Source organism: Aquibacillus salsiterrae (genome assembly GCF_028416595.1).
Lineage (GTDB): Bacteria > Bacillota > Bacilli > Bacillales > Amphibacillaceae > Aquibacillus_A > Aquibacillus_A salsiterrae.
Genome location: NZ_JAMQKC010000011.1, coordinates 1 through 22,626, shown reverse-complemented (window position 1 = coordinate 22,626; position 22,626 = coordinate 1). Strand labels below are relative to the sequence as shown.

19 protein-coding genes and 1 pseudogene are annotated in these 22,626 nt (G+C 37.8%); 11 read left to right on the top strand and 9 right to left on the bottom strand.

Features of this window, described 5'->3' with window-relative positions:
- Window positions 1–31: 31 nt before the first annotated feature.
- The 5 genes from sat (at window position 32) to NC799_RS11910 (ending at window position 5,267) form a co-directional block, all read left to right on the top strand.
- On the top strand, window positions 32–1,189 hold the full coding sequence (gene sat, locus NC799_RS11930; RefSeq protein ID WP_272446672.1) for a sulfate adenylyltransferase: 1,158 nt from the start codon (window positions 32–34) through the stop codon (window positions 1,187–1,189).
- A gap of 53 nt (window positions 1,190–1,242) precedes the next feature.
- Window positions 1,243–1,863, top strand: coding sequence for an adenylyl-sulfate kinase (cysC, locus tag NC799_RS11925; RefSeq protein ID WP_272446671.1), 621 nt, complete (start codon window positions 1,243–1,245; stop codon window positions 1,861–1,863).
- 86 nt (window positions 1,864–1,949) lie between these two features.
- A complete protein-coding gene (locus NC799_RS11920; RefSeq protein WP_272446670.1) occupies window positions 1,950–3,737 on the top strand; it encodes an SLC13 family permease in 1,788 nt (595 codons plus the stop codon).
- A gap of 21 nt (window positions 3,738–3,758) precedes the next feature.
- Window positions 3,759–4,520 carry a uroporphyrinogen-III C-methyltransferase gene (cobA, locus tag NC799_RS11915; RefSeq protein WP_272446669.1) on the top strand — a complete coding sequence of 254 codons (762 nt, stop codon included), beginning with the start codon at window positions 3,759–3,761 and terminating at the stop codon, window positions 4,518–4,520.
- Window positions 4,521–4,535: 15 nt separating this feature from the next.
- Entirely contained in the window at window positions 4,536–5,267 is a 732-nt protein-coding gene (locus NC799_RS11910; RefSeq protein WP_272446668.1) for a sirohydrochlorin chelatase, read from the top strand.
- 68 nt (window positions 5,268–5,335) lie between these two features.
- Here NC799_RS11910 and NC799_RS11905 read toward each other — a convergent pair whose 3' ends face one another.
- On the bottom strand, window positions 5,336–6,217 hold the full coding sequence (locus tag NC799_RS11905) for a DMT family transporter (RefSeq protein ID WP_272446667.1): 882 nt from the start codon (window positions 6,215–6,217) through the stop codon (window positions 5,336–5,338).
- A 236-nt stretch (window positions 6,218–6,453) separates the two neighbouring features.
- Here NC799_RS11905 and NC799_RS11900 point away from each other — a divergent pair, with 236 nt between their 5' ends.
- On the top strand, window positions 6,454–7,848 hold the full coding sequence (locus NC799_RS11900) for an MATE family efflux transporter (RefSeq protein WP_272446666.1): 1,395 nt from the start codon (window positions 6,454–6,456) through the stop codon (window positions 7,846–7,848).
- Between the two features lie 559 nt (window positions 7,849–8,407).
- Here the strand turns inward: NC799_RS11900 and NC799_RS11895 are convergent.
- The gene (locus NC799_RS11895) at window positions 8,408–10,741 is read right to left on the bottom strand and encodes a putative bifunctional diguanylate cyclase/phosphodiesterase (RefSeq protein ID WP_272446665.1); all 2,334 of its coding nucleotides are present in this window, start codon (window positions 10,739–10,741) and stop codon (window positions 8,408–8,410) included.
- A gap of 408 nt (window positions 10,742–11,149) precedes the next feature.
- Between NC799_RS11895 and NC799_RS11890 the strand changes: the two genes are divergently transcribed.
- The 3 genes from NC799_RS11890 to NC799_RS11880 all read left to right on the top strand — a co-directional run bounded on the left by NC799_RS11890 (window position 11,150) and on the right by NC799_RS11880 (window position 13,400).
- Window positions 11,150–11,785, top strand: coding sequence for a hypothetical protein (locus tag NC799_RS11890; protein WP_272446664.1), 636 nt, complete (start codon window positions 11,150–11,152; stop codon window positions 11,783–11,785).
- Window positions 11,786–12,153: 368 nt separating this feature from the next.
- Window positions 12,154–13,131 (top strand): DUF3895 domain-containing protein, encoded by a 978-nt coding sequence (locus NC799_RS11885; protein ID WP_272446663.1) that lies wholly within the window; start codon window positions 12,154–12,156, stop codon window positions 13,129–13,131.
- 44 nt (window positions 13,132–13,175) lie between these two features.
- Complete coding sequence (locus tag NC799_RS11880; protein WP_272446662.1) at window positions 13,176–13,400, top strand: hypothetical protein; 225 nt, start codon at window positions 13,176–13,178, stop codon at window positions 13,398–13,400.
- 154 nt (window positions 13,401–13,554) lie between these two features.
- On the opposite strand, the gene NC799_RS11875 is transcribed toward NC799_RS11880, so the two are convergent.
- The 5 genes from NC799_RS11875 to NC799_RS11855 all read right to left on the bottom strand — a co-directional run bounded on the left by NC799_RS11875 (window position 13,555) and on the right by NC799_RS11855 (window position 17,861).
- A complete protein-coding gene (locus NC799_RS11875; RefSeq protein WP_272446661.1) occupies window positions 13,555–14,007 on the bottom strand; it encodes a CBO0543 family protein in 453 nt (150 codons plus the stop codon).
- Between the two features lie 161 nt (window positions 14,008–14,168).
- On the bottom strand, window positions 14,169–16,040 hold the full coding sequence (locus tag NC799_RS11870) for an ATP-binding protein (protein ID WP_272446660.1): 1,872 nt from the start codon (window positions 16,038–16,040) through the stop codon (window positions 14,169–14,171).
- Window positions 16,041–16,178: 138 nt separating this feature from the next.
- Complete coding sequence (locus tag NC799_RS11865; RefSeq protein ID WP_272446659.1) at window positions 16,179–16,901, bottom strand: LytR/AlgR family response regulator transcription factor; 723 nt, start codon at window positions 16,899–16,901, stop codon at window positions 16,179–16,181.
- Between the two features lie 140 nt (window positions 16,902–17,041).
- Window positions 17,042–17,188 (bottom strand): sporulation histidine kinase inhibitor Sda, encoded by a 147-nt coding sequence (gene sda, locus NC799_RS11860; RefSeq protein WP_272446658.1) that lies wholly within the window; start codon window positions 17,186–17,188, stop codon window positions 17,042–17,044.
- Window positions 17,189–17,528: 340 nt separating this feature from the next.
- Window positions 17,529–17,861: a hypothetical protein gene (locus tag NC799_RS11855; protein WP_272446657.1), complete on the bottom strand. Its 333-nt coding sequence runs from the start codon at window positions 17,859–17,861 to the stop codon at window positions 17,529–17,531.
- A 136-nt stretch (window positions 17,862–17,997) separates the two neighbouring features.
- Here NC799_RS11855 and NC799_RS11850 point away from each other — a divergent pair, with 136 nt between their 5' ends.
- A complete protein-coding gene (locus tag NC799_RS11850; protein WP_272446656.1) occupies window positions 17,998–18,786 on the top strand; it encodes a YwmB family TATA-box binding protein in 789 nt (262 codons plus the stop codon).
- Between the two features lie 23 nt (window positions 18,787–18,809).
- Here the strand turns inward: NC799_RS11850 and NC799_RS11845 are convergent, their stop codons facing one another.
- Window positions 18,810–19,706, bottom strand: coding sequence for a plastocyanin/azurin family copper-binding protein (locus NC799_RS11845; protein ID WP_272446655.1), 897 nt, complete (start codon window positions 19,704–19,706; stop codon window positions 18,810–18,812).
- Between the two features lie 333 nt (window positions 19,707–20,039).
- Here NC799_RS11845 and NC799_RS11840 point away from each other — a divergent pair, with 333 nt between their 5' ends.
- Window positions 20,040–22,121, top strand: a complete 2,082-nt coding sequence (locus tag NC799_RS11840) for a heavy metal translocating P-type ATPase (protein ID WP_272446718.1) — start codon at window positions 20,040–20,042, stop codon at window positions 22,119–22,121.
- 307 nt (window positions 22,122–22,428) lie between these two features.
- Here NC799_RS11840 and NC799_RS11835 read toward each other — a convergent pair.
- Window positions 22,429–22,626 (bottom strand): annotated as a pseudogene (locus NC799_RS11835) (hypothetical protein); the annotation flags it as partial.

Genomic DNA, 22,626 nt, shown 5'->3' with positions numbered 1-22,626 from the left:
CTGTAACGAAACAAACAGGGGGTTAATAAATATGGCAATCGAAGCACACGGAGGAACATTAATCAATCGTGAATTACGCGGGGAAAAACGGGAAGAGGCGCTTACAAAGGCTGCATCACTTCCAACATTAACGATCTCGGCTTGGACTGTGTCCGATATAGAATTAATTGGTATTGGTGGATTTAGTCCCTTAACAGGTTTCTTAGGTGAAGAGGATTATGAGTCAGTCGTGAGTCGTACTAGACTTGCAGATGGAACAGTCTGGAGTATTCCAATCACATTAGCAGTGACAACTGAAAAAGCAGAACAGTTGTCGATAGGTGATGAGATTGCTTTAAAAGGGGAAGATGGTGTCATTTACGGAACCCTTCAATTAGAGGAAAAATACACTTATGATAAGGAACTAGAAGCTAAGAAAGTGTACGGTACGCTTGATGAAGCACACCCAGGTGTGAAAAAACTTTACGAACGTGGCGATGTTTATTTAGCGGGTCCAATTACTTTATTGAATCGTCCAGACCACGGGGATTTCACTGCTTTTTATAAAGATCCAAGTGAAACGCGTCAAATGTTTAATGACTTCGGGTGGAACACGATTGTTGGTTTCCAGACCCGTAACCCTGTTCACCGTGCCCATGAATATATTCAAAAAAGTGCGCTTGAAGCAGTTGATGGACTACTTTTAAATCCATTAGTCGGTGAAACAAAGTCTGATGATATCTCTGCAGTTGTTCGAATGGAAAGTTATCAGGTAATTCTTAAAAACTATTATCCAGAAGACCGGACTGCATTAGTTATTTATCCTGCGGCAATGCGTTATGCAGGACCGAAGGAAGCAATCTTACATGCTATCGTTCGGAAAAATTATGGTTGTACACACTTTATTGTCGGTCGTGATCATGCTGGTGTTGGTGATTATTACGGGACATACGAAGCGCAAGAATTCATTAGTCAATTTGAAGATGAGTTAGGTATTCAAATCTTTAAATTCGAACATGCTTTCTTCTGTACCAAATGTGAAAACATGGGAACAGCAAAAACGTGCCCGCATGACAAGGAGTACCACGTTCATTTGAGTGGTACGAAAGTTCGTGAAATGTTACGTAACGGTGAAAAACCACCGAAACAGTTCTCTCGCCCAGAAGTTGCAGAAGTATTAATTAGAGGAATGCAAGAACAAGAAGCATAATATGACATGAGGGGAGACTCTCATGTCCAATTTTAAAAGGAGGAATTATAAATATGAGTAAAGCGACAAATATTACTTGGCATGATTCAGAGGTAACAAAGGATCAACGACAAGCATTAAATAAGCACAAAAGCGTCGTGTTATGGTTTACAGGTCTGTCTGGTTCTGGTAAATCAACGATTTCGGTTGAATTAGAGAAAAAATTGTATGAGCTAGGAATCCACACTTATCGCTTAGATGGAGATAACATTCGTCACGGTTTAAACAACAACTTAGGCTTTAGCCCAGAGGATCGCACCGAAAATATTCGTCGTATTGGTGAAGTATCAAAATTAATGGTCGATGCAGGATTAATTACGTTAACAGCATTTATTTCGCCGTACCGCGAGGATCGTGACAACGTCCGTGCCATTCTTGATCAAAATGAATTTATTGAAGTTTACGTGAAAGCAAGTATTGACGTATGTGAACAGCGGGACCCTAAGGGCCTTTATAAAAAAGCCCGTGCTGGAGAAATTAAAGGATTTACCGGGATTGATGCGCCGTATGAAGAACCTGCTAGTCCAGAAATTACCATCGAAACAGATAAATTAACGCTAGAGGAATCCGTGGATACGATTGTTGCCTATTTGAAAGAAAATGGTTACGTACGAGACTTTGTCAACGTCTATTAAGTTGATTTTTTTGGGGGTTAATACCAAGTTAACGGATAGGATTAAGTGTCTATTGATCCGAGTGGTTCGGGGAGGGGGTGAAAGCGATGACGTGGGAGATCGCATTCTCGTTTCTTGTAGTCATTTGTATGATTATTGGATTAATAACAGAGATCGCACGGCCATATATCATCGTCTTTGTTGCACTAATTAGTTTCTTTGTTGTAGGGATTTTAACACCAACAGAAACATTTGCAGGTTTTTCCAATGAAGGTACAATTGTCGTTGGTTTGTTATTCATTGTGGCAGGAGCGATTCAAAAAAGTGGATTTGTTGAGAGGTCGATTTCTTTTTTACTTGCTACAAACAAATCAGAAAGACATTCATTATTTAAGCTATTACTTCCAATAACTGGTGTATCTGCCTTTTTAAATAATACACCAATCGTTGTAACGCTTACCCCAATTGTCAGGAAATGGTGCCGAGAAAACAAGGTATCCCCTTCGAAGTTTTTAATTCCACTTTCGTATGCATCAATCTTAGGTGGTATTGTTACGCTGATGGGAACGTCAACGAATCTAGTTATCCATGGATTAATGATTGAAAGGGGTATGGAAGGCTACTCACTATTTACTTTAGCTAAATATAGTTTACCAGCTAGTATTCTTGGTATCATTTATTTAGTCACTATTGGCTATAAGTTGTTACCGGATTACAAAGCAAATGCCCTATTGGATGACAATGGTAAGGAATACTTAACAGAAATAATTGTTGAAGACAACTATCCGTATTTGGATAATCCATTTGTTAATAAATCAATCGAAGAGGCAGGTCTAAGGCGTCTAGAGGGCGTCTTCCTTATTGCGATTATCCGAAATGGCGAGCGGATTTACCCGGTGAAGAAAACAACGAAAATTCATGCGCACGACCGCCTTATTTTTACCGGAAATCTTTCTAAAATTGCTGAATTACAAAATAAAAAAGGGTTAACGATAAAAACAGGAACAAATGTCACACTAGAAAAGCTTAGAAATGGGACTGGTAAGCTTATTGAGGTCGTAGTCTCTCATCAATCATCGCTTTTATATCAAAAAATCAAAGATACCCAGTTCCGGGCCAAGTATGATTCAGGAATTGTCGCCGTCCACCGCCACAATGAACGAATCGATAGTAAAATTGGTGATATTATTTTAAAACCTGGAGACACTTTGTTATTGTTAGCAGGAACTGACTTTCATGAACGTTCCCAGCAATCGAATGATTTTTACGTTGTCACATCAATCCATGACCATCCACTATTAAATAAGTTAGATAAAACTAAATCATGGATTGCGATTGGGACATTACTTGTAATGATTGCTCTTGTCAGCTTTGATGTGTTATCGATGTTAAAAGCGATGAGTATTTCCGTTATGGTTTATTTAGCTTGTAAAATCATTACTGCTCAAGAAGCAAAGCAGCATGTCCAAATTAATGTGCTGTTACTAATTGCTAGTGCGTTTGGGGTCGGGCAGGCATTGTTTAAAACCGGAGCGGCTGACTTGCTTGCTAATCAGTTAATTTATCTATCACGCCCATTTGGGACGATTGGTGTTTTATTATTTCTCTATCTATTGACTGTAATTTTTACCGAAATAATTACAAACAGTGCTGCTGCTGTGTTAATGTTTCCGATTGCGGTAGAAGCTGCTACTAGGCTTGGTGAAGACCCAATGAGCTTTTTAATTTTAATTACAATTGGTGCATCGGCAAGCTTCTTGTCACCAATTGGTTATCAAACAAACTTAATTGTCTATGGTCCAGGTGGATATAAGTTCACCGATTATGTTAAAGTTGGATTACCATTAAGTTTAATCGTGATGGTCTCAACCATTTTCATGATTCAGCTATGGTAAAGTGAACAGGAGGAATTTACGATGGGTAAGGTTTATTTAGTAGGAGCAGGACCGGGTGATCCTGAGTTACTTACAATCAAAGGATTACGGGCTATTAAAGAGGCCGATGTCATTCTTTTTGACAGGTTAGTAAATGGAGAACTGTTAGGCTATGCCAAGCAAGATGCTGAGTTAATTTATTGTGGAAAACAACCAGGTAGACACGCACTCATCCAGGAGGAAATTAACGCAATGCTCTGCCAATTTGCTAATCAAGATAAAGTAGTTACCCGTCTCAAAGGTGGAGATCCGCTTATTTTTGGGCGTGGTGGAGAAGAAGCCTTTGTCTTACGTGAACAAGGGATACCGTTTGAAATTGTCCCAGGTATTACTTCTGGCTCTGCTGCACCCACCTATGCAGGTATTCCATTAACCCATCGAAATGTAAGCTCGTCTGTTGCCTTTATCGCCGGATACAATCCGGAAAAAGATACGAGTGACTATTGGAGAAGTCTGGTCCGGACGGTTGAGACGCTTTGTATCTATATGGGGGTTAAACGATTTCCCGATATGCGGGACCGGCTAGTTGAGCATGGCATGGACCAAGAGACTCCAGTTGCAATCATTCATTGGGGAACGACTAAACAGCAAAAAACGATCACAGGGACGTTGGCGACGATTACAGACCAGTTAGATGAGGTTAGTAATCCATCCATGATTATCATTGGTGAGGTTGTTAAGCTACGTGAGCATATCCAATGGTTTGACGAATTAAGTGCCGACTTGGTTTCCAGTGAACTTTAGTTTGGGGGTGAAAGGATGCAGGGTGTATTATATGTCAGCCATGGTACTCGGCTGAAAGCGGGGGAAGAGGAAGCAATCGATTTTTTAACATCTATTCAACATTCAATCGATGCGCAGCTACAAGAAATCTGTTTTTTAGAAATATGTGCTCCTTCCATTGAAGAAGGGGTAAAAAGATTGGTTGACCGAGGCGCAACAGCAATTGCAGTAGTACCTATTTTACTACTCAGTGCAGGGCATGATAAGCATGATATACCAGAAGAATTGGCCAAAGTCACACAACAATATCCGGAAATAGTTTTTCGTTACGGTGCCCCGCTAGGAGTGCAAGAGCGATTAGTTCACGTTTTGGTCGAGCGAATCCATGCTACAGCAGCTGATATTGCCAAATACGAATCCATCTTATTAGTTGGTAGAGGTAGCCACATGTTATCTGTTCAACAGGATATTGAAGCTATTGCGACCATGTTAAGTGAAAAAGTGGACAAACCAGTGGATGTCGCCTATCTGGCTGCTTGCAAACCGGCCTTTACGGAAAAGCTTGACCAGCTCGGAACCGAACAGAAGAAAAAGGTGATCGTCGCACCTTACCTGTTATTTGATGGTTTGCTATTTCAATCGATGATTAAAAAAGTAGAACAATACAATCAAGATAACAGCGCCCAATTGCTGCTCAGTCACTGTTTAGGAGAGCATGAAATGGTAAAACAAGCCTTTATCCAACGTGTTAATCAAGCTTTAGGCTAAACCAGATGGACTTATGTACACGTCCATCTGGTTTATTGAATTTACATGTTTTGATGCCAATAAATCTTTTAAGCAGTGCTTTTATACTTTGCTCTTCTTGGTTGTGGGATGCTTAGAAGGCTCATCCCTATTAAGAATAAAACTGAGCCTAAGATGACATACAAGGTGATGGGTTCGTTGTAAAATAACCAGGACCAAAGTAGTGTGAACAGGACACTAGTGTTTACTAGAATGCCTGCTACCAAAAAAGAAACACGCTGTAATGCTTTCGAATAGATAATGAAACTTATACCTGTTATTAAGCCTAACCCTGTAATGGCAATGACTGTTACGCCAGACATTTCCCCACTGTAAGTAAATTGAGTAGGAAGGGGGAGTGTCGTCAACAGACTACACCATAAAAAGATAGATAAATTCATATCGATGGCGCCCATTTTATCAATTAACACTTTTTGCGCCATGAAATGAAAGCTAGCACCGAATGCAGACAAGGCAAACACTAATGTTAAAAATAAATCGAATTCGAGTAACTGGCTTATAGGCATTCCATTCCAGCTAATTATTATGACACCTAATATACAAAGGGTAGCCGATATCCATGCCCATAAAGTTGCCCTTTCTTTAAAGTAAAAAATAGAAAGTAGAAGCATAAAAATCGTTAAAAACGGTGAAACCAAAATTTGTTCATACGCATACCCAACCGATACCCCGTAGTTTTCAAATAAATAGTTTACTATTTTTCCGAGTGCCCCGAACCAGATCCATTTTGACTTCCAGGATATATTTAGTTTCCGTCCACTTAAAAATAAAAATAAAAGTAAGAAAATGACACCGATTGCAAACCGTAAAAAAGTAATTGTGTAGCTGTCAATAGAAAATGAAGTTGCCTTAACAAGGATTCCGACAAAGCTCCACATTAATGTGCTGAGTAATAACAACAGTATTCCCATATGTAATAAACATCCTTTTTGAATGGTAAGCCGCAGTTTCAAAAGCCCTCTAAGTTGTACAGAGAATCCTTTAATTTGCCGATGTGTCTTATTTTACTCGAAACTAGTACTGAGTGCTATAGGTTTAATGTAAATGGCGCGATTGACACTTAATTTTTTCATCTCATTCGATACATAAGTGCTATAATAACATGTATTCATTTTCTTAAAAATTAAATAAAAAGAAGAGTTGCCTAATGGTAAATCGATTAGTAAGAACAAAAGAGCGTATCGGGAATTGGCTGGATCAACATTTTACAGGCAAAACGATGCATGTGAAACAAATGATTTCGATTTTTATTCCTGTGTTTGTCGACCAAGCCTTTTTAATTTTCATGAGCTTTTTTAATACCGCAATGATTAGTTCGGCTGGAGTTGCTTCTGTTAGTGCAGTAAGTATGGTAGATTCGTTAAATATATTTTTGATTTTTGTATTTATTGCTGTTTCCACTGGTGGGACAGTCATTATTGCCCAGTACAAAGGGAGCGGAAATAAAGTAATGGTCTCGAAAACAGCGACACAGGCAATCTCAGCCACAACACTTATTTCAGTGCTATTAGCCATTCTCGTCATTATTTTTCATAAACCTTTATTAACAGTATTGTTTGGCGAAGCAGACCCAGAAGTATTAGAGCTTGCCCGGGTTTACTTGATTGGGAGCAGTATATCGTATCCATTTATCGGGGTATTCCAGGCTGTTTCTGGAGCATTGCGCGGGATAGGGGAAACGAAGCCATGCTTGAACCTGTCACTAATTATGAATTTAACAAACACAATCTTAAACGTCTTATTTATTACTGTTTTTCATCTTGGTGTGACAGGCCTCGTAATTGCTACCCTATTAGCAAGGCTGCTTGGCATGGCCGCATCACTATTCTATATGATAAAAATAAATGAAACTATTCGTCTAAAAGTGAAAGATGCTCTTCGTCTTGATTTTTCCATCATAAAAAAGGTTATGTTTATTGGCTTGCCATTTGCCGCCGAACAGATTTTTTTTAACGGAGGAAAATTGTTAACGCAAACGTTCATCGTCGAGCTAGGGACGCTTGCACTAACGTCCTATGCGATTGTCAATGCAATTGCAATGGTGCTGCAGATTGGTCCAAATTCATTAGGCGTCACGATTGTCACGGTGGTAGGGCAAAGCATTGGTCAAAAAAATAGTGAGGATGCCCGGAAATTCACGAAGTCGTTTATGAAGCTATCATCCATCTTGTTTGTTTTGACTGCAATCATTGTTTTACCTTTCTTCCCATTAATGATGAATTTATTCCGAGCGCCAGATGAAATTGTCCCAACAATCTTTATTTTAGTAATGATCTCAGCAATTGCTCAGCCACTGTTATGGTCACATAGTTTCCTTATGCCGTCTGCATTAAGAGCGGCAGGGGATTCAACCTTTATCTCTGTTGCGTCGTTGTTGTCGATGTGGATCGTCCGTGTCGTGATTGGATATGTACTGGGCATTACGTTAGGATTTGGAATTATCGGTGTCTGGGTAGCGATGATTGTCGAATGGGCAGTTCGGGGTATCATTTTCACTAAACGATTCAACGGCCAAAAATGGTATGCCCACAAACTGATATAAGGGACAAGGGAGGGACAAGGGGAGAAGGGACAAGGGGAAGGGACAAGGGGACAGGGTACTTGTCCCAAATATAAAATTCAATTAGTGGAATGAGGATCCGATTAGTTGATCTGCTGAGCATCCCTACAATTCGGACAGAGAAATCGAAAACCCAGCAACCAGAGTCCGAATGAAGCCCCAATTCGGACAGAGAAATCGAAAACCCAGCAACCAGAGTCCGAATGAAGCCCTAATTCGGACAGAGAAGACGAAAACCCAGCAACCTGAGTCCGAATGAAGCCTCAATTCGGACAGAGAAATCGAAAACCCAGCAACCAGAGTCCGAATGAAGCCCTAATTCGGACAGAGAAATCGAAAACCCAGCAACCAGAGTCCGAATGAAGCCCTAATTCGGACAGAGAAATCGAAAACCCAGCAACCAGAGTCCGAATGAAGCCCCAATTCGGACAGAGAAATCGAAAACCCGGCAACCAGAGTCCGAATGAAGCCCTAATTCGGACAGCAAAAAATAATCTATCTGGCAAAGAGCGCCACATAGATTACTTTTTGCTTAAGCTTGTCATGGGCTGGAAGACTCCCTGTGCTTTTCTTGTAATGAATAGTACTTGTTAAATAATTGCTCTACTTGATTTAACTTCAGCGGGTAACTAAATAAATACCCCTGACCAATATGACAACCATATTCTTTTAAAATTGTAACTTGCTCTTCGCTTTCAATACCTTCAGCAACTAGTTCGAAATTTAAGTTACGGCCCATTTCCGTAATGGTTTTAACCAATCCACTAGTCTTTTCATTTTTATGAAAATCATTAATAAAGGCCTGGTCGATTTTCATACGGTCAATTGGTAATTGGTGTAAAACAGATAGAGACGAATAACCAGTTCCAAAATCATCAATCGAAATAGATACTCCTAAATCCTTGAGTGTAGTAATTACTTGTCTTGACAGGTCAATGTTTTGCATATGTCGTTCGGTAATTTCCAATTCTAGGTACTGTGGCGCTAGCTCTGTTTCTAGTAGAATATTATCAACATCGCTTACAAAGTTCGGATCCTTGAATTGCAATGGCGACAAATTGACAGCAATTGTAATCGGTGGGTATCCATTTAATTGCCAAGCTTTGTTGTGCGCACACGCTGTTCGAAGTACCCACTTGCCAATTTTATAAATTAGTCCCGTGTTCTCCGCAATCGGAATAAATTCTTCCGGAGTAATGTTGCCAAGCAGTGGATGCTCCCACCTTAACAATGCTTCAATTCCAACTATGTTTCTTGTTTTTAAATCTATTTGAGGCTGGAATTCTAGATGCATTTGATGGTTCTCTAATGCATATCTAAGTCCACTTTCAATAGCTAACTGACGGCTTAACGTAGTCGATATATCGCCATAGAACTGGTAGGTGTTTTTGCCAATTTCCTTTGATTGATACATGGCATTATCAGCAGCTTTAATCAAATCATCTTTATTTGTTGCATCATCAGGATATATACTAATTCCAATGCTCGGTGTTGTATAAAACTCATTCCCTCGTAACAAAAAAGGGGAGTCAAAGCTATCGACAATCCGTTCGGCAATCCGCTTTGTTTCCTCGTAGTCAACATTGTCAACAAGAATAATAAATTCATCGCCACCTTGGCGTGCTACAATATCATTGGTCCGAACACTATTTGTTAGTCGCTTCGATACATCAACAAGTAAGAAGTCACCAGCTTCATGTCCCATTGTATCGTTAACCGTTTTGAAATGATCTAAGTCAATAAACATAACAGCAAGTTTTTCTTGTTCCTGTTTCCGAAATTTATCTTCTAAAAAATTAATTATCACGTTTCGATTCGGCAGTTTTGTTAACGGATCAAAATTGGCCATTCTCTCCATTCTTTCTAAGGTCGTGTGCAGCTCTGCTGTTCGTTCGGTAATTTTTTGTTCTAATCCAAGAGAAAGCTTCTCATTTTCTGATAGAGTAATAATCTGTTTAATAAAAAGTAGAAAAAATGTTACGAGAAAGCCAACATCGATTTCAGTCATGGTTGGGTTAAAGGTGATGACAAGGATAAATAGGATGACAATACTAATGTTTGTGACAAGATTACTCCGATCAATCATATGTAGCTGATTTGACTTTAACGATTGGGATTGACTTACCTGATTGCCAGCAAATCCTATTAAAAATAAGGACAGCGACCATAGCGGCATAACCCAAATCCCGTGATCAACAATAATACTATCCATGAATGTAAAAATATAGACTGAATCAGCGACAATTTGTGCAAAAAAACTAATTGTAAGTAAGGAGAGTACAGTCTTATTTATTGAGTGTTGTGCAATAAAATATAAACTAATAGATGCAGATAAAACAACTAAATTAAGGATTGGATAGGACATTGACACAACAATTGTCAGGATAGAATCAGTTGAAGAAGAGAATCCTGGCCCGATTAAGTATTTCCAGCTAAGTGTGACTGCAACGGTTATAATGATTAAAATGTTAAATAAGAAACGAGTCACCGGATAATAACTTTCTAACAATCTCTTTTTAATTACTAAGGCAACAACAAATAAAAACGATTGTAGTAACCAGGCTGCATCAGCAAGGCTCGGGTAAGGAAGGTAGGTATTAAGAAAAAGTCGATAATAAAGACAGATGACTTGCGCAATGACCGAACATCCAGTCCCGATGCTTAAAACGAGCCAAAAATATTTAAAACGATCATTCGTTTTTAAAAATCGTTTGTATAACCATACAAAGCTTAGCAATGCTGCGACCAAAACAAATACATCAGAACCAACTAATAAAATTTTCTCGTTATCTTTTGTCAGGTACAAATAGAGATAATATAAAAATGTATGTAAACCAATAATCAATAGGCAACGTTGTTGAATTGATTTTAACACGGAATACCTCCATATTCAGGTGAAGAAGATGTCCAAAGGGGAACGATTTTTCCTTTGGTAGCCGAGTGACCATCGCAATTAATAGCTATAGGCCTGTATCTTCATGTAAATAATCAGCCTTTGTCTATTATATATTACTTTGGTACTATTTGGTATCCATATTTGTGGTAAAAGGTTAGAGCCGTGTGTTGGTAGTTGTTGTGATATGGAATCAAATCAAACACCACAAGCCTGCACTAAACGCGTATCATGTTTCACCTGAACGTAAAGGACGAATGAGCAGAGTGCAACTTGCCCTTTTCTTTTAACTTAAAGTGAAAGTATCTTGAGCAAAATATAAAAAATGCTAAAATATACCAAGAGGGTATCCATACGTATGTTTCGGTAGGAAAGGAGAGTCTATATCTTATGTATAACATGAAGAAATTCATTGGTTCTGTCCTTTTTCTATTTTTGTTGACTAGTTGCTCAAATAATTTAGAAACTGAAAATCAAGCATTAACAAACGAGTTGAACAAAACGGAAGAAGAAATTATCTCATTGCGAAATCAGTTAAGTAAAACAACAGCGGAGCTTGACTCCTATAAACAAACATCAAAAAATTTAAAAGAACTAAAAATTACCGTACAGCAAATGGAAGAAAATAACCAGTTGTTAAGCGAGCGGATTACGAGTGTCATGGAAATTCCAAAGTTTAAATATACCATTGTTTCTAACCAAATGGATCGTCCTCCTTACGATGCAGTCGTTTATATCGACAATGTACCGGACGAGTTTAAAGAACAAGAACCGTATTTATTGCGAGCTGCAATTGAATTTTCAAGTGAAAAGTACTCTGCTGTTTCGTTCTGGAATGACTATTCGTTAGCGGAACAGTACGTTGAAAGTAGCTTTAGTGATGAGGATGGTCTAAACGGCTGGAGTGGGTTTGATGCTAGGTTCGGAAGCCTTGACAATTCACTCGACGAACCTAAACTCATTCATTATTATAGTCGTGATGATGGGGTAATTGTAGACTTTGGGAAGTATACACCTTTGGAATAGTGATGTGGACTAAAAGATAGAAATGTAGTTTATCGGTTTAATTTACAATTTCCTTTAAGTGCGTGTTCAAAAAGCCAACGAAGAGATGCGTAGCTTATTGGTGACTTTTTGAACAACCTCTTTCGGTTGGAATAATTGGTAAAATAATAGAAGCTTACAAGAAGTATAATGAACCATCCTTGAAGAGGCAGTAACTATTCTGCCTCTTCTTTCAAAAGAAAAGAAAGTATAAAAAAATCCAAAAACTGTCTAGCTCCGGGGGTGGGCAAGGCGCGGCTTGCGCTTTTCTAAAAAAAGCTGTTTAGTGATGAATACCCCATCATCGACAGAACACCTTTCACAGATGCTAAATTAAGGAGGAGTGCTTGATGGAACGATTAGAACGCTTGTCACAAAAGGAAAGAGACGTACTGTTTTCCAATTTGGATGAAGAACAGAAGAAATTCATAAATGACTACTTGAAACGAGGAAGAAGAACGATTTTTGCAAATGTTCTTGCCAAAGAAAAGGCAAGTGCCGTTACAGGTGGAGAAATAGAAGATGTTGCTGAAAAATGGATGCTAATGGATTATATTGACGCAGGACCTGAGTGGCGGGCAAATCCTCAGTTGTTCTGTGAATGTGGACGTCCATTACGCTACCAATATGTTTTGCAAAATTTAGAAACGGGTGAAGTGAAAAAGTTTGGCATCACTCACTTTGAAGAGCATACAAGTATTTCACCACAATTAGTAAGGGATATCGTAAAAGGTATTGAGCAAATTGACTATGAAATGGATGAAGTGTTAATGAAAGCTGCGAACGGATGGACGCTAGCTCAGGAAGGGATTTTTGGCATCCCAGAAAGCGTGGAAATTCCAGAGGACATCAAACAACAGCTGGCTTACGATGTTCCGTTACTAAGCAGACAAGTGCAGCTTTTAAAAAAGATATTGGCAAAGTATCTACACGAACAGCGAACAAAGCAAATGGAAATAATTAGACAAGAACAAGAAATGAAAGCACAGAAGAGAAGGGAGGAAATGAAGCAGAAACGAAAAATGTTAACAGAGGTTAAACAAGACAAGCAGTCTGCATATACATTAAATATACCTTTAGAGCAAGAGCTGCAATTAGGTGTATTCGTCTATTTAGACAACCTAACATCTCCTATTTTTAAAGCTAGTGACCTGTGTGAGGACTTAATCAAGTATCACGGGGCTACCAAAGAAAGGTATTCCAGTGGCACACCAGTGATTTACGCTAATGTATGTATTTTTCTAAAGCATCTAGAGGCCCAAGGGTTAGTTGAGTTAGTAGAAAAACAGGGAGTCAAGGATCTCGTTTATCGGTACGTAGAAAGGTAGACTTATAAGAATTGCTGTGTATTCTAGTTAAGGGAGAGAGGTTTATGTGGTTGAATGTAGATTTCCCAACAAAAAAACTTACTCTTCATGAAAATACATGCATTTTTATTCCAAGTAAAGAGTCAAAGCACAAAGGCATTTATGGTTTTCTTCGCGATGGTGGTTGGCTTTATTTTGATACGAGATACGAAGCATTAATAGAGACTGCCCATAAGCACCCTGGGTTCGCTTGTGGAAGTTGTATGTGGTGTGCTTCTAAGGATGATTAATGGAAACAACGATGAACCTCACTTTTTTAAAAAAAATAATCCATAAAAGGTTACTCCAGCCCCTATCCCGCCTGAGGTCTTAAGCAAAAAATCCATGTGGCAAAGAGCGCCGCGTCAGGTCTTGTCTTATGCCTGCCTTAGTCTAGCAAGGCGCTTACGCTTTTCTTATGTAACGGCGGAAGAGGTGGAGGTGTGTTAATTGTGTAAAAAAAAGAACCGGGTAAACAAATGCCGAATATAAGAACGTCCAGCTATTATGATAGAAGTATCCTAATTTAACAGAAAAAAACTCGTAAGTTAAACAAAGCATAGTCCAACAAATGACATACAATGACTTCATTCCAAGTGATTTAGCAAATGGGAAAAAATTGATAAAGAGCATTCCAGAAGCGGGAAAAAGTACAAGAATAGGAAGAAATCCAGCAAATTGAACTCCTGGCTCGAAATAGCCATATAGATTAAATTTTAAATCTAACGTAACATCAACAACAAATCCAATAATAATAGAGAATAAGGCAACTGCATATAAATCTTGCTTATTTATCCGTTTTGGTACAATAATCGTTACTACTGTAAAGACAACAACTGAAAACAGCAGAAATAGCAACGTAGTCACTTCCTTTTTGTCGGGTAATGTCGAACGCTGACGACTGCTATCAGTCTTTCCCAAAGCATATAAATAAAAACGTTAAAATCAAAAAAATGACAAGAAAAAGAGGTGGAGGAGCTAGACAAATCTTGGTTTTTTACCTGTCGGAAAGAAAGGCCTTAGTACTTTCTTTCCGACTGATGATAGCCAAGATATCTTATTGTTTTTTCAAATACAATTCTAAATTCGATAAAGTCTATAGGCTTTGTAATATAAGCGCTGCAGCCTGCTTCCAAGGCTTGTTTAATTGTTGACTTCATTGCATCTGCGCTAATAACGATGACAGGTATCTTATTTGTAATAGGATTCGACTTCAATTTTTTTAATAACTCAATCCCATCAATATCAGGCAAAGTTAAATCAAGCAGAATGACATCTGGTGGGTGTTCGAATGCCTTTATTAAGCCTTCTTCTCCAGTACTGATGCAGGAGACATTCGTATTTTTAATCAGATTAAACATCGATTTAATCACATCAATGTTCTCTGAATTATCTTCTATATATAATACGTTTGTCGGATATGCAAGGTTCAAACGACTTTTTACCTCGGTTTCATTTTCAACTCGATGGTTAAGCCTGTTGGTTGTTTGAAATGAAACCCAAAAAGTCGATCCTTTATCCTTTTCTGTTGTTGCACCGTAAGTTCCATTCATTCGCTCAGTTAATTGTGATACAATTGCTAACCCTAAACCTGTTCCCTTCCAATTATTGGCGTTACTTTTGCACCGGTAAAATGGTTCAAAGATCAAATTAAGTTCCTGTTGGTCAATGCCAAGTCCCGTATCTTCAATAGTTATCTTTACCTGTTTCTGTTGTTTATCATGTTCGCAAAAGATGGTCACCTTTCCATTAGGTTTATTATATTTGATTGCGTTATTTAAAAGATTTGTAATAATTTGGCTAAACCGAAGTGGATCAACCTCTATGTATAAGTCCTTGTTGACGTTTGTTAATTTAACTTCGATATCTGTATTATTTAGTTCTAATACAGTATTTACAGTCTTTTCTAAATGGTGCTTTACCTGTATTTTTTCTTTGTTAATCGTTATTTTACCAGAGTCAATTAATGAAAAATCCAACACTTCTTCAATTAGCTTGAGCAACTGTTCAGATGCATAAAATATTTTATTTACTTTATTTCTTAAATCACTTTCTTTTTCATTCATTAAAATAATTTGAGCAAAGCCCTGGATTGTGTTAAGGGGTGTTCGTAAATCGTGACTCATTTGGGAAAGAAATAGGTTTTTCGCATGGTTTGCCTTCTCCGCATTTAGCTTATCTAGTTTTAAATACTTCTCAAGTTCTTTCTGTCTTGCTGAATCTATTAGCAGCTTGTCGTTCTTTTCTTTAAGTAGTTGATTTTCTTTCTCTAATTTGTCTAGCCGTTTTCTCTCGGAGGTTGGAAAGGAAGCGGATTTTTGATTATAGAAGGGTGATTTTTCCAATTGATCATCAAACATTAAATAGTCATGAACCTTCATTAAATCATTTTGAAAAAAAGCGGGAGTTGTTAATGCGTTATAGCAGCACACCGATATGAGATTTTTACCCTTAATAAACTTATCAGTTTCACTCTCATATCTTCTTATTTCACTAAGAGATGATACATCTGACGGTACATTGCCCCAAGTCCTCGTTCTACGCTTTGATAATAGCTGATCGTGAATAACTTCTTGTAATTGGGTGAGACCTTTTTCAGCACTAAAGCGATCTTTATTTAAATAAAACTCTTCGTTTGAGAGATAGACGATTGACTGTATGGCGTGATGAGAATATCCAATCCTTTCTAGTTGTTTAACAATAGTACGATAAAATGTTTTATCTTCGGCTATGATTATATTATCCCCATTGTCCAATCCTTCCGAAATATATGAAAAAGCATTTTCGACATATTTATCCTGTTCATTGAACATGTACAAGATATGTGCCCCAGTCATGTCAGACGACCGAGATAATGCTTGAAATGTACCGGTTGTATAAAACGTTTGCATAGATGAATTGCCTCCAAGACACTATTTCCATCTATTTTAATGAATTAGGAACGAATGTTAAAGGGAAACTTTTATTTACCATATATTCAACAAATTAGAAAAAACCCAAAGTATCAAGGTCTGATTTACTTTGGGTCGTTAATTAGGATACGTTAATTTATTATACAATTCATTAATGCGAAGTTTCGATACGTGGGCATAATTGGGATAATTTCGAAAATGAGCAAAGTATGTTTCACCTTCAAACGTTATATGGGAAAGGTAAGTTGTGTTAATGATAAATGATCGGTGCGTTCTGAAAAAGTGATTATCCAGTTTTCTAAAAATACTATCTAACGGTTCATTCGTCTCATAATGTTGTTCTTTCGTGTGAATAATTGTTTTACGACTATCTTTTTCAATGAATATAATTTTGTACAAGGGAATAAAATAAGAAATCCGATCCATCTTAATCGTAAGTAAGTTCTGCTTGAGATGATCTTCTTGGTTAGGTATGGATGACTTTACTCTTTGTAAGGCAATGTATAACCGGTCTTTTTTAATCGGTTTTAATACATAATCTAGTGCATTTAGATCAAATGCCTTAACAGCAAACTGATCGTATGCGGTTGTAAAGATAACTTTTAGGTGAGGATTAATTTTCAAACAAGATTCGACCGCAGTTATACCATCTATCTTTGGCATGTCAATGTCAACGATGATTAATTGGGTTTCACTTTTGTTCGCTACTGTATCAATTAAACTTTCCCCGTTGTCAACTATCCCAGTAACAGTAAAATCGTCAAGAGGTTTTAGAAAACTCGAGATGATTTCTTGCGCATCTGGATTGTCTTCTGCGATGATAACATTAATGTTGGTCACAAAAAAATATCCTCCCTTCTTAAGTTTGCCAGTGATAAGAGATCTAAGGTGAATAGAAGGTTATTGCTATAATAGTCTCAAAAATAGAATGTGTCTTTATCCATCTTGTCATTCATTCCATAAACAATAATAATGTAATGTCATTTATTCTCCTCGAGCTGTGTGCCTGGTTCATGTTCTCTTCCTTCTAATTCAACCTTTAGCAGTTGGATAAAGTCTTCATTCATTTGTAAGTCTTTTGCCTTTTGATAGGCTTCTTTTAGTAAAGAGGTACTTAATTGTATCATAGTTTAACAGCCTCCTTTAAATATCGTTAACTATTAAAAAACAATTTATAAATATATTCTCTATTTTAACTTTTTTAAACTTTTTTAACTTTAAATGGCAGGTAGTACAAACAAGTGTTTCGCTATTTCAGTCAATAAATTAATAGTTTCAGGTAAATAAATCAACATTTTGCCTAAATATGGTATATTAGTAAAAAGTATAGTACTCTATATTGTTTCAGCCTATTTTCTTGTAAATCATTGTTATGCGACTTTTATTAATTTTCCTCGGTAGGACTGATTTGTAGAAGCTGCGTAGCCATACTTCTTTCTTATTCTAATAAAAAAAGCCAAGCGTAGGCTAGACTTTTCGCTTGGCTTTTCCATTTCGCCGCTTCCTTTTTCCAGCAGGGCGTATATCTAATGTTTGCATGTAAGATGTATGAATTTTATCGGGAAGTCTATTTTTAAATTCATCATAGGCATAACTGTTGTAATCCATTAACGTTCTACAGTGTATTTTTTCTTCCATATGAAGGATAAAGGAGATCGTTATTTTATGTCTTTTGTTCTGTTGTTCATGGAAAAGCACCTCAAAGCTTTCCAAACTTTGATGCAAATGATAGTTGATGTCCGAAAGAAATGTTTGATCACTATGAAAATAAAGTTCTGTTTTCCCAATTATTTGTATCATTCTAATCACCACCGCCAATTATATCATTCCCTTTGGCTTGTGAACATTTAAATGTAATTTAGTGTATAACCGCATCCATTTTTGCCCAAACTATAATTAATAGTTTGATAGAATCGTTTAATAGGAGGGGCATGAGATGTTTGGGACATTCCAAAAAATCTGTACAAAGAATGGATTTATTACTTTTTTACTTATCATTTTAGTATTTGCAATCATTTTTAATCAAAAGCAAGCTGTTTATGCGAAAGATATAAAGGACGATGGACTTTTATTAATAGATACGTTTGAAAAAGCAGATATTAAGATGGAACGATTGATGTTGAATTATACTGGTGTAGTTGACACCTTTAAAAACACTTCAAATGTTGAAGAGGTTAAGAATGAAATAGAACAAGCATTTTCAATTAATCTATCGTTGACGTCAGCCCCAGATAATAAAGATTTAATCAAATATTTAGGGCAAAAAACGATTTCAGCTTTACCGAACGCTACTATACAAGTAACTTTAGCGAATGTCCTACACGAGAATGGAGCATACCAAGCACATCTTATACTGTCATTGTCAAGCAACCTGACCGATAAAACGGATTTTGTTAACGCGTATTCTTATCTTGAAAAATCGTTAGAAACAATTTCAGTTGATTCGAAAATAAAAGTAAATATTCAAGGAACCGCAAACCAAAAATTAAGTCATGACCAACAACAAAAAGTTATCATGGATATGCTTTCGGATATTAACGCATCTGTCCGTGAGGGATTGAATGAAAAGGACGTAATTAGTCTTACAGGTTATTCTGAAAAGATAAATTATTCTTTAAAAAGTAATAACAAGCCGATAAACGTTCAAATGGCTAGTCGATATGATTCCTTAAGCGGAAATACTGTGTTTACGATTGGTACCCCGCTTATAACGATGGAGTATTAAGCCAAGAAATTTGCGACTTGCTTTCATGTTACCTCGATAGTTCCTACCATCCCAGATTCTTTATGACCTGGAATGGTACAAATGAATCGATAAATTCCTGGCTCAGTGGCAGTGAGGGTAACACTTTGTTGTTTCCCAGGTGCAGCATGTAGATGAATTGTATTATTAGATTGATTATGAAGATGTGAACTACTATCAATAGACGAGCTTTCTCCTTTGAAATTTTCAATCTCCAAGTCATGTTCTATGTTATCGGGATTTTCTAATGTTAAGATTACTTCCTTGTTAACTTCAATCTTAATGGTACTCGGTGAAAAAGAGAAAACATCGCTTTTGATTGATAACCTTTGTTGATTCGTAGTGAAATCTAGTTGATTATTGTTTGGCGTGTCTGTTTCAGAATAAATAGGCCCCATCTGATTAATTAACAGGAAAATTGAACCGAAAAGAATAACCAATAGCAGTGGACTGTTAAAAAGAAAGGCTTGGCTACTCTTTCTTTCCTTTTGGAATAAATACAATAAGATTAATATCGTTGAAAGGGATAAGAAAAACATTATTTTGGTAATGGCATCACGATACTCCGGTATAATCATATCCCCTAGCATCGCTCCCATCATACCGCCCATCGCACCAGATAATAATCCATCTAGAACAGCCATTATACTAACAGGAACACCGGATATAAAGCCGACTACGATGCCAATCACCATACCCAAAACCGTGGCTATAAAGAGGTTTCCTGAAAACAAGATTCCAAAAATAACCCCAACAGTTAGACCAACACTCATCCCCATTGTCATAGCGATCATCATCCCGGTCATACATGGAATTCTTTTTCGATGATAGACTGTTTTCCCTATCACAGTAACCGAAAGTATGAGTAATATTATTAAAATAAAGGATAGAGATCTTCCCATAATTTACCCCTCTCTTACTTGTCCATTATATTTCACTATATGAATGTGTGGTTTGAAATATTCTAAGGACAAAAGTTTGTGAGAACACAAGGATGTTTCTCTTTGAATAACACAAATCAAAAAAGTGGATAAGCCTAAATGATAAAATTATGTTTAATTTAAACCCGTGGGGGGTATAAAGTGGGTGAAGCGGGATATAATTTATGGAAGTAAATGACAGAAAGGGTGAGTGACGTGGATCACAATCATAACCATCATAAGAAAGATGGTAGGAAAAAAATGGATGAACATCAACATACACAAAACTCAAAAACGCACCACGACCATAAAGAAATGACCCATGATCATTCCAATCATGATCACGGAGGCCACGATCATGGGCATAATCATCATGACCACTCCAATCATGATCACGGAGGCCATGATCATGGGCATAATCATCATGACCACTCTGGACATGGTCACGGAGGCCACGATCATGGGCATATGATAGCTGACTTCAAACGCAGATTTTATATATCCTTACTAATAACAATACCAATTTTAGTACTGTCACCCATGATTCAATCATTTCTTAATTATGAATTAACGTTTCCTGGTGCTAGTTATGTACTATTTACACTTGCGACATTTATTTTTTTCTATGGTGGAAAACCGTTTTTAACAGGTGCAATTGACGAACTTAAGCAAAAAAATCCAGGCATGATGACACTTATCGCACTAGCGATCGTAGTTGCCTATGGCTATAGTACACTAACTGTATTTGGTCTGTCAGGAAATAACTTTTTTTGGGAACTGGCAACTTTAATTGATATCATGCTCCTTGGTCACTGGATTGAAATGCGGTCTGTTATGGGTGCATCAAATGCACTGGAAGAACTTGTTAAGATGATGCCTCAAGATGCACACCTAATTGATGAAAATGGTGAAATCAAGGAAGTAAAAGTATCGAGTTTAGAGCAGGGAGAAAAAGTGCTGGTAAAGCCTGGGGAGAAGGTACCAGTTGATGGAAGTATTGTGAAAGGTCAATCAGCCGTTAATGAATCGATGCTAACTGGTGAGTCCGTTCCAGTAGAAAAAGCGGTCGATGATGAAGTAATTGCTGGTTCTATAAACGGTGAAGGATCCTTAACAATTCGTGTCGAAAAAACTGGTGAAGACAGTTATCTTTCCCAAGTAGTTAACATGGTTCAAGAAGCACAACAGTCAAGGTCCAAAACACAGGATTTATCCAATCGTGCCGCTAAATGGCTGTTTTATCTAGCTTTACTAGCTGGTGTGACTACACTTGTCATATGGCTATTATTAGGGTATCCATTTGCCTATGCATTAGAGAGAATGGTTACAGTTATGGTTATTGCCTGTCCTCATGCGCTCGGTTTAGCTGCGCCATTAGTTGTAGCACGTTCGACAGCTCTAGCTGCTAAACAAGGGTTATTAATTCGCAACCGGACCCAATTCGAAGAAGCAAGAAAGATCGAATCGATTGTTTTTGATAAAACAGGAACTCTGACAGAGGGAGAATTCGGAATTACTGATATTATTACAGAAACTGATTTCGACAAAACAAGTGTTTTACAACTTGCTGCTTCATTGGAAGCCCAGTCTGAACATCCGATAGCTAAGGGGATTGTAGAAGGGGCAAAAGAGCAGAATATTACCTTCCAAGAGCCTGACCATTTCGAATCTATGACAGGTAAAGGCTTAAAAGGGAACGTAGATGGAAAAGAAATTCTAATTGTAAGTCCTGGTTATGTAAAAGAACAAAACATCCATTATAATAATCAAACATTTAACGATTTATCGGAACAAGGTAAGACGGTCATTTTTGTTATCATTGATGGAAAGCTTGCAGGTATGATTGCTTTAGCGGACAAAGTGAGAGAAAGTGCTGAGCGCGCAATCGCACGTTTAAAAGAATTAAATGTTGAATCACAAATGTTAACTGGAGACAATTATAAAGTTGCCAGCTGGGTAGCTGAGCAATTGAAATTAGATCAGGTTGTTGCAGAAGTTTTACCTCATGAAAAAGCAGATAAAATCAAAGAAATTAAAAGGCAAGGAAAGAAAATTGCTATGACAGGTGATGGCGTAAATGATGCACCTGCGCTAGCCAATGCAGACCTAGGTATTGCTATAGGTGCTGGTACGGATGTAGCGATGGAAACAGCAGACGTCATTCTAGTCAGAAGTAATCCTGAAGACGTAGTTTCGATTTTAGAGTTGTCAAAATCAACCTACCGTAAAATGATACAGAACCTGTGGTGGGCGGCAGGTTACAATATTGTGACAATTCCGCTTGCAGCTGGTATCCTATCTCCAATCGGAATTGTATTAAGTCCTGCAATTGGTGCTGTGTTAATGTCTTTAAGTACAGTTATCGTGGCTATCAATGCACGGCTTTTTAAAGGATAGAACTGGAAGTGAAAGAACCATCCTCCGAAAAAATCGGGAATGGTTTTTCATTACTTTTCTCTTTCTTGTCTAGCTCCAGCGCCTAGCCCCTCGGGGTCATAAGTCAATCTCTTCTGTGGCAAAGACCGCCACGCAGGGCTTGTCTTATGCCTGTCGGGGCTAGCAAGGCGCCTGCGCTTTTCTATTTGTCTAGCTCCGGGCGCCTAGCCCCTCGGGGTCATAAGTCAATCTCTTCTGTGGCAAAGACCGCCACGTCAGGGCTTGTCTTATGCCTGTCGGGGCTAGCAAGGCGCCTGCGCTTTTCTTATTAATGTGTTTGGGTGGGGGCATTGCCATTGTCATATACTGGCATGTGTCCTTGATTTTCTTTCAACGGGATTTGGGCATTAGTTTGTTCCATTGCCGTTGCGTTAGGATGGCTCATCCAACCATTTTGTTGTGCGAGCATATCAAGCTGATCTGCAATATGTGATTGCTGTAGTGCCATTTCAATGTGAATCTTTTT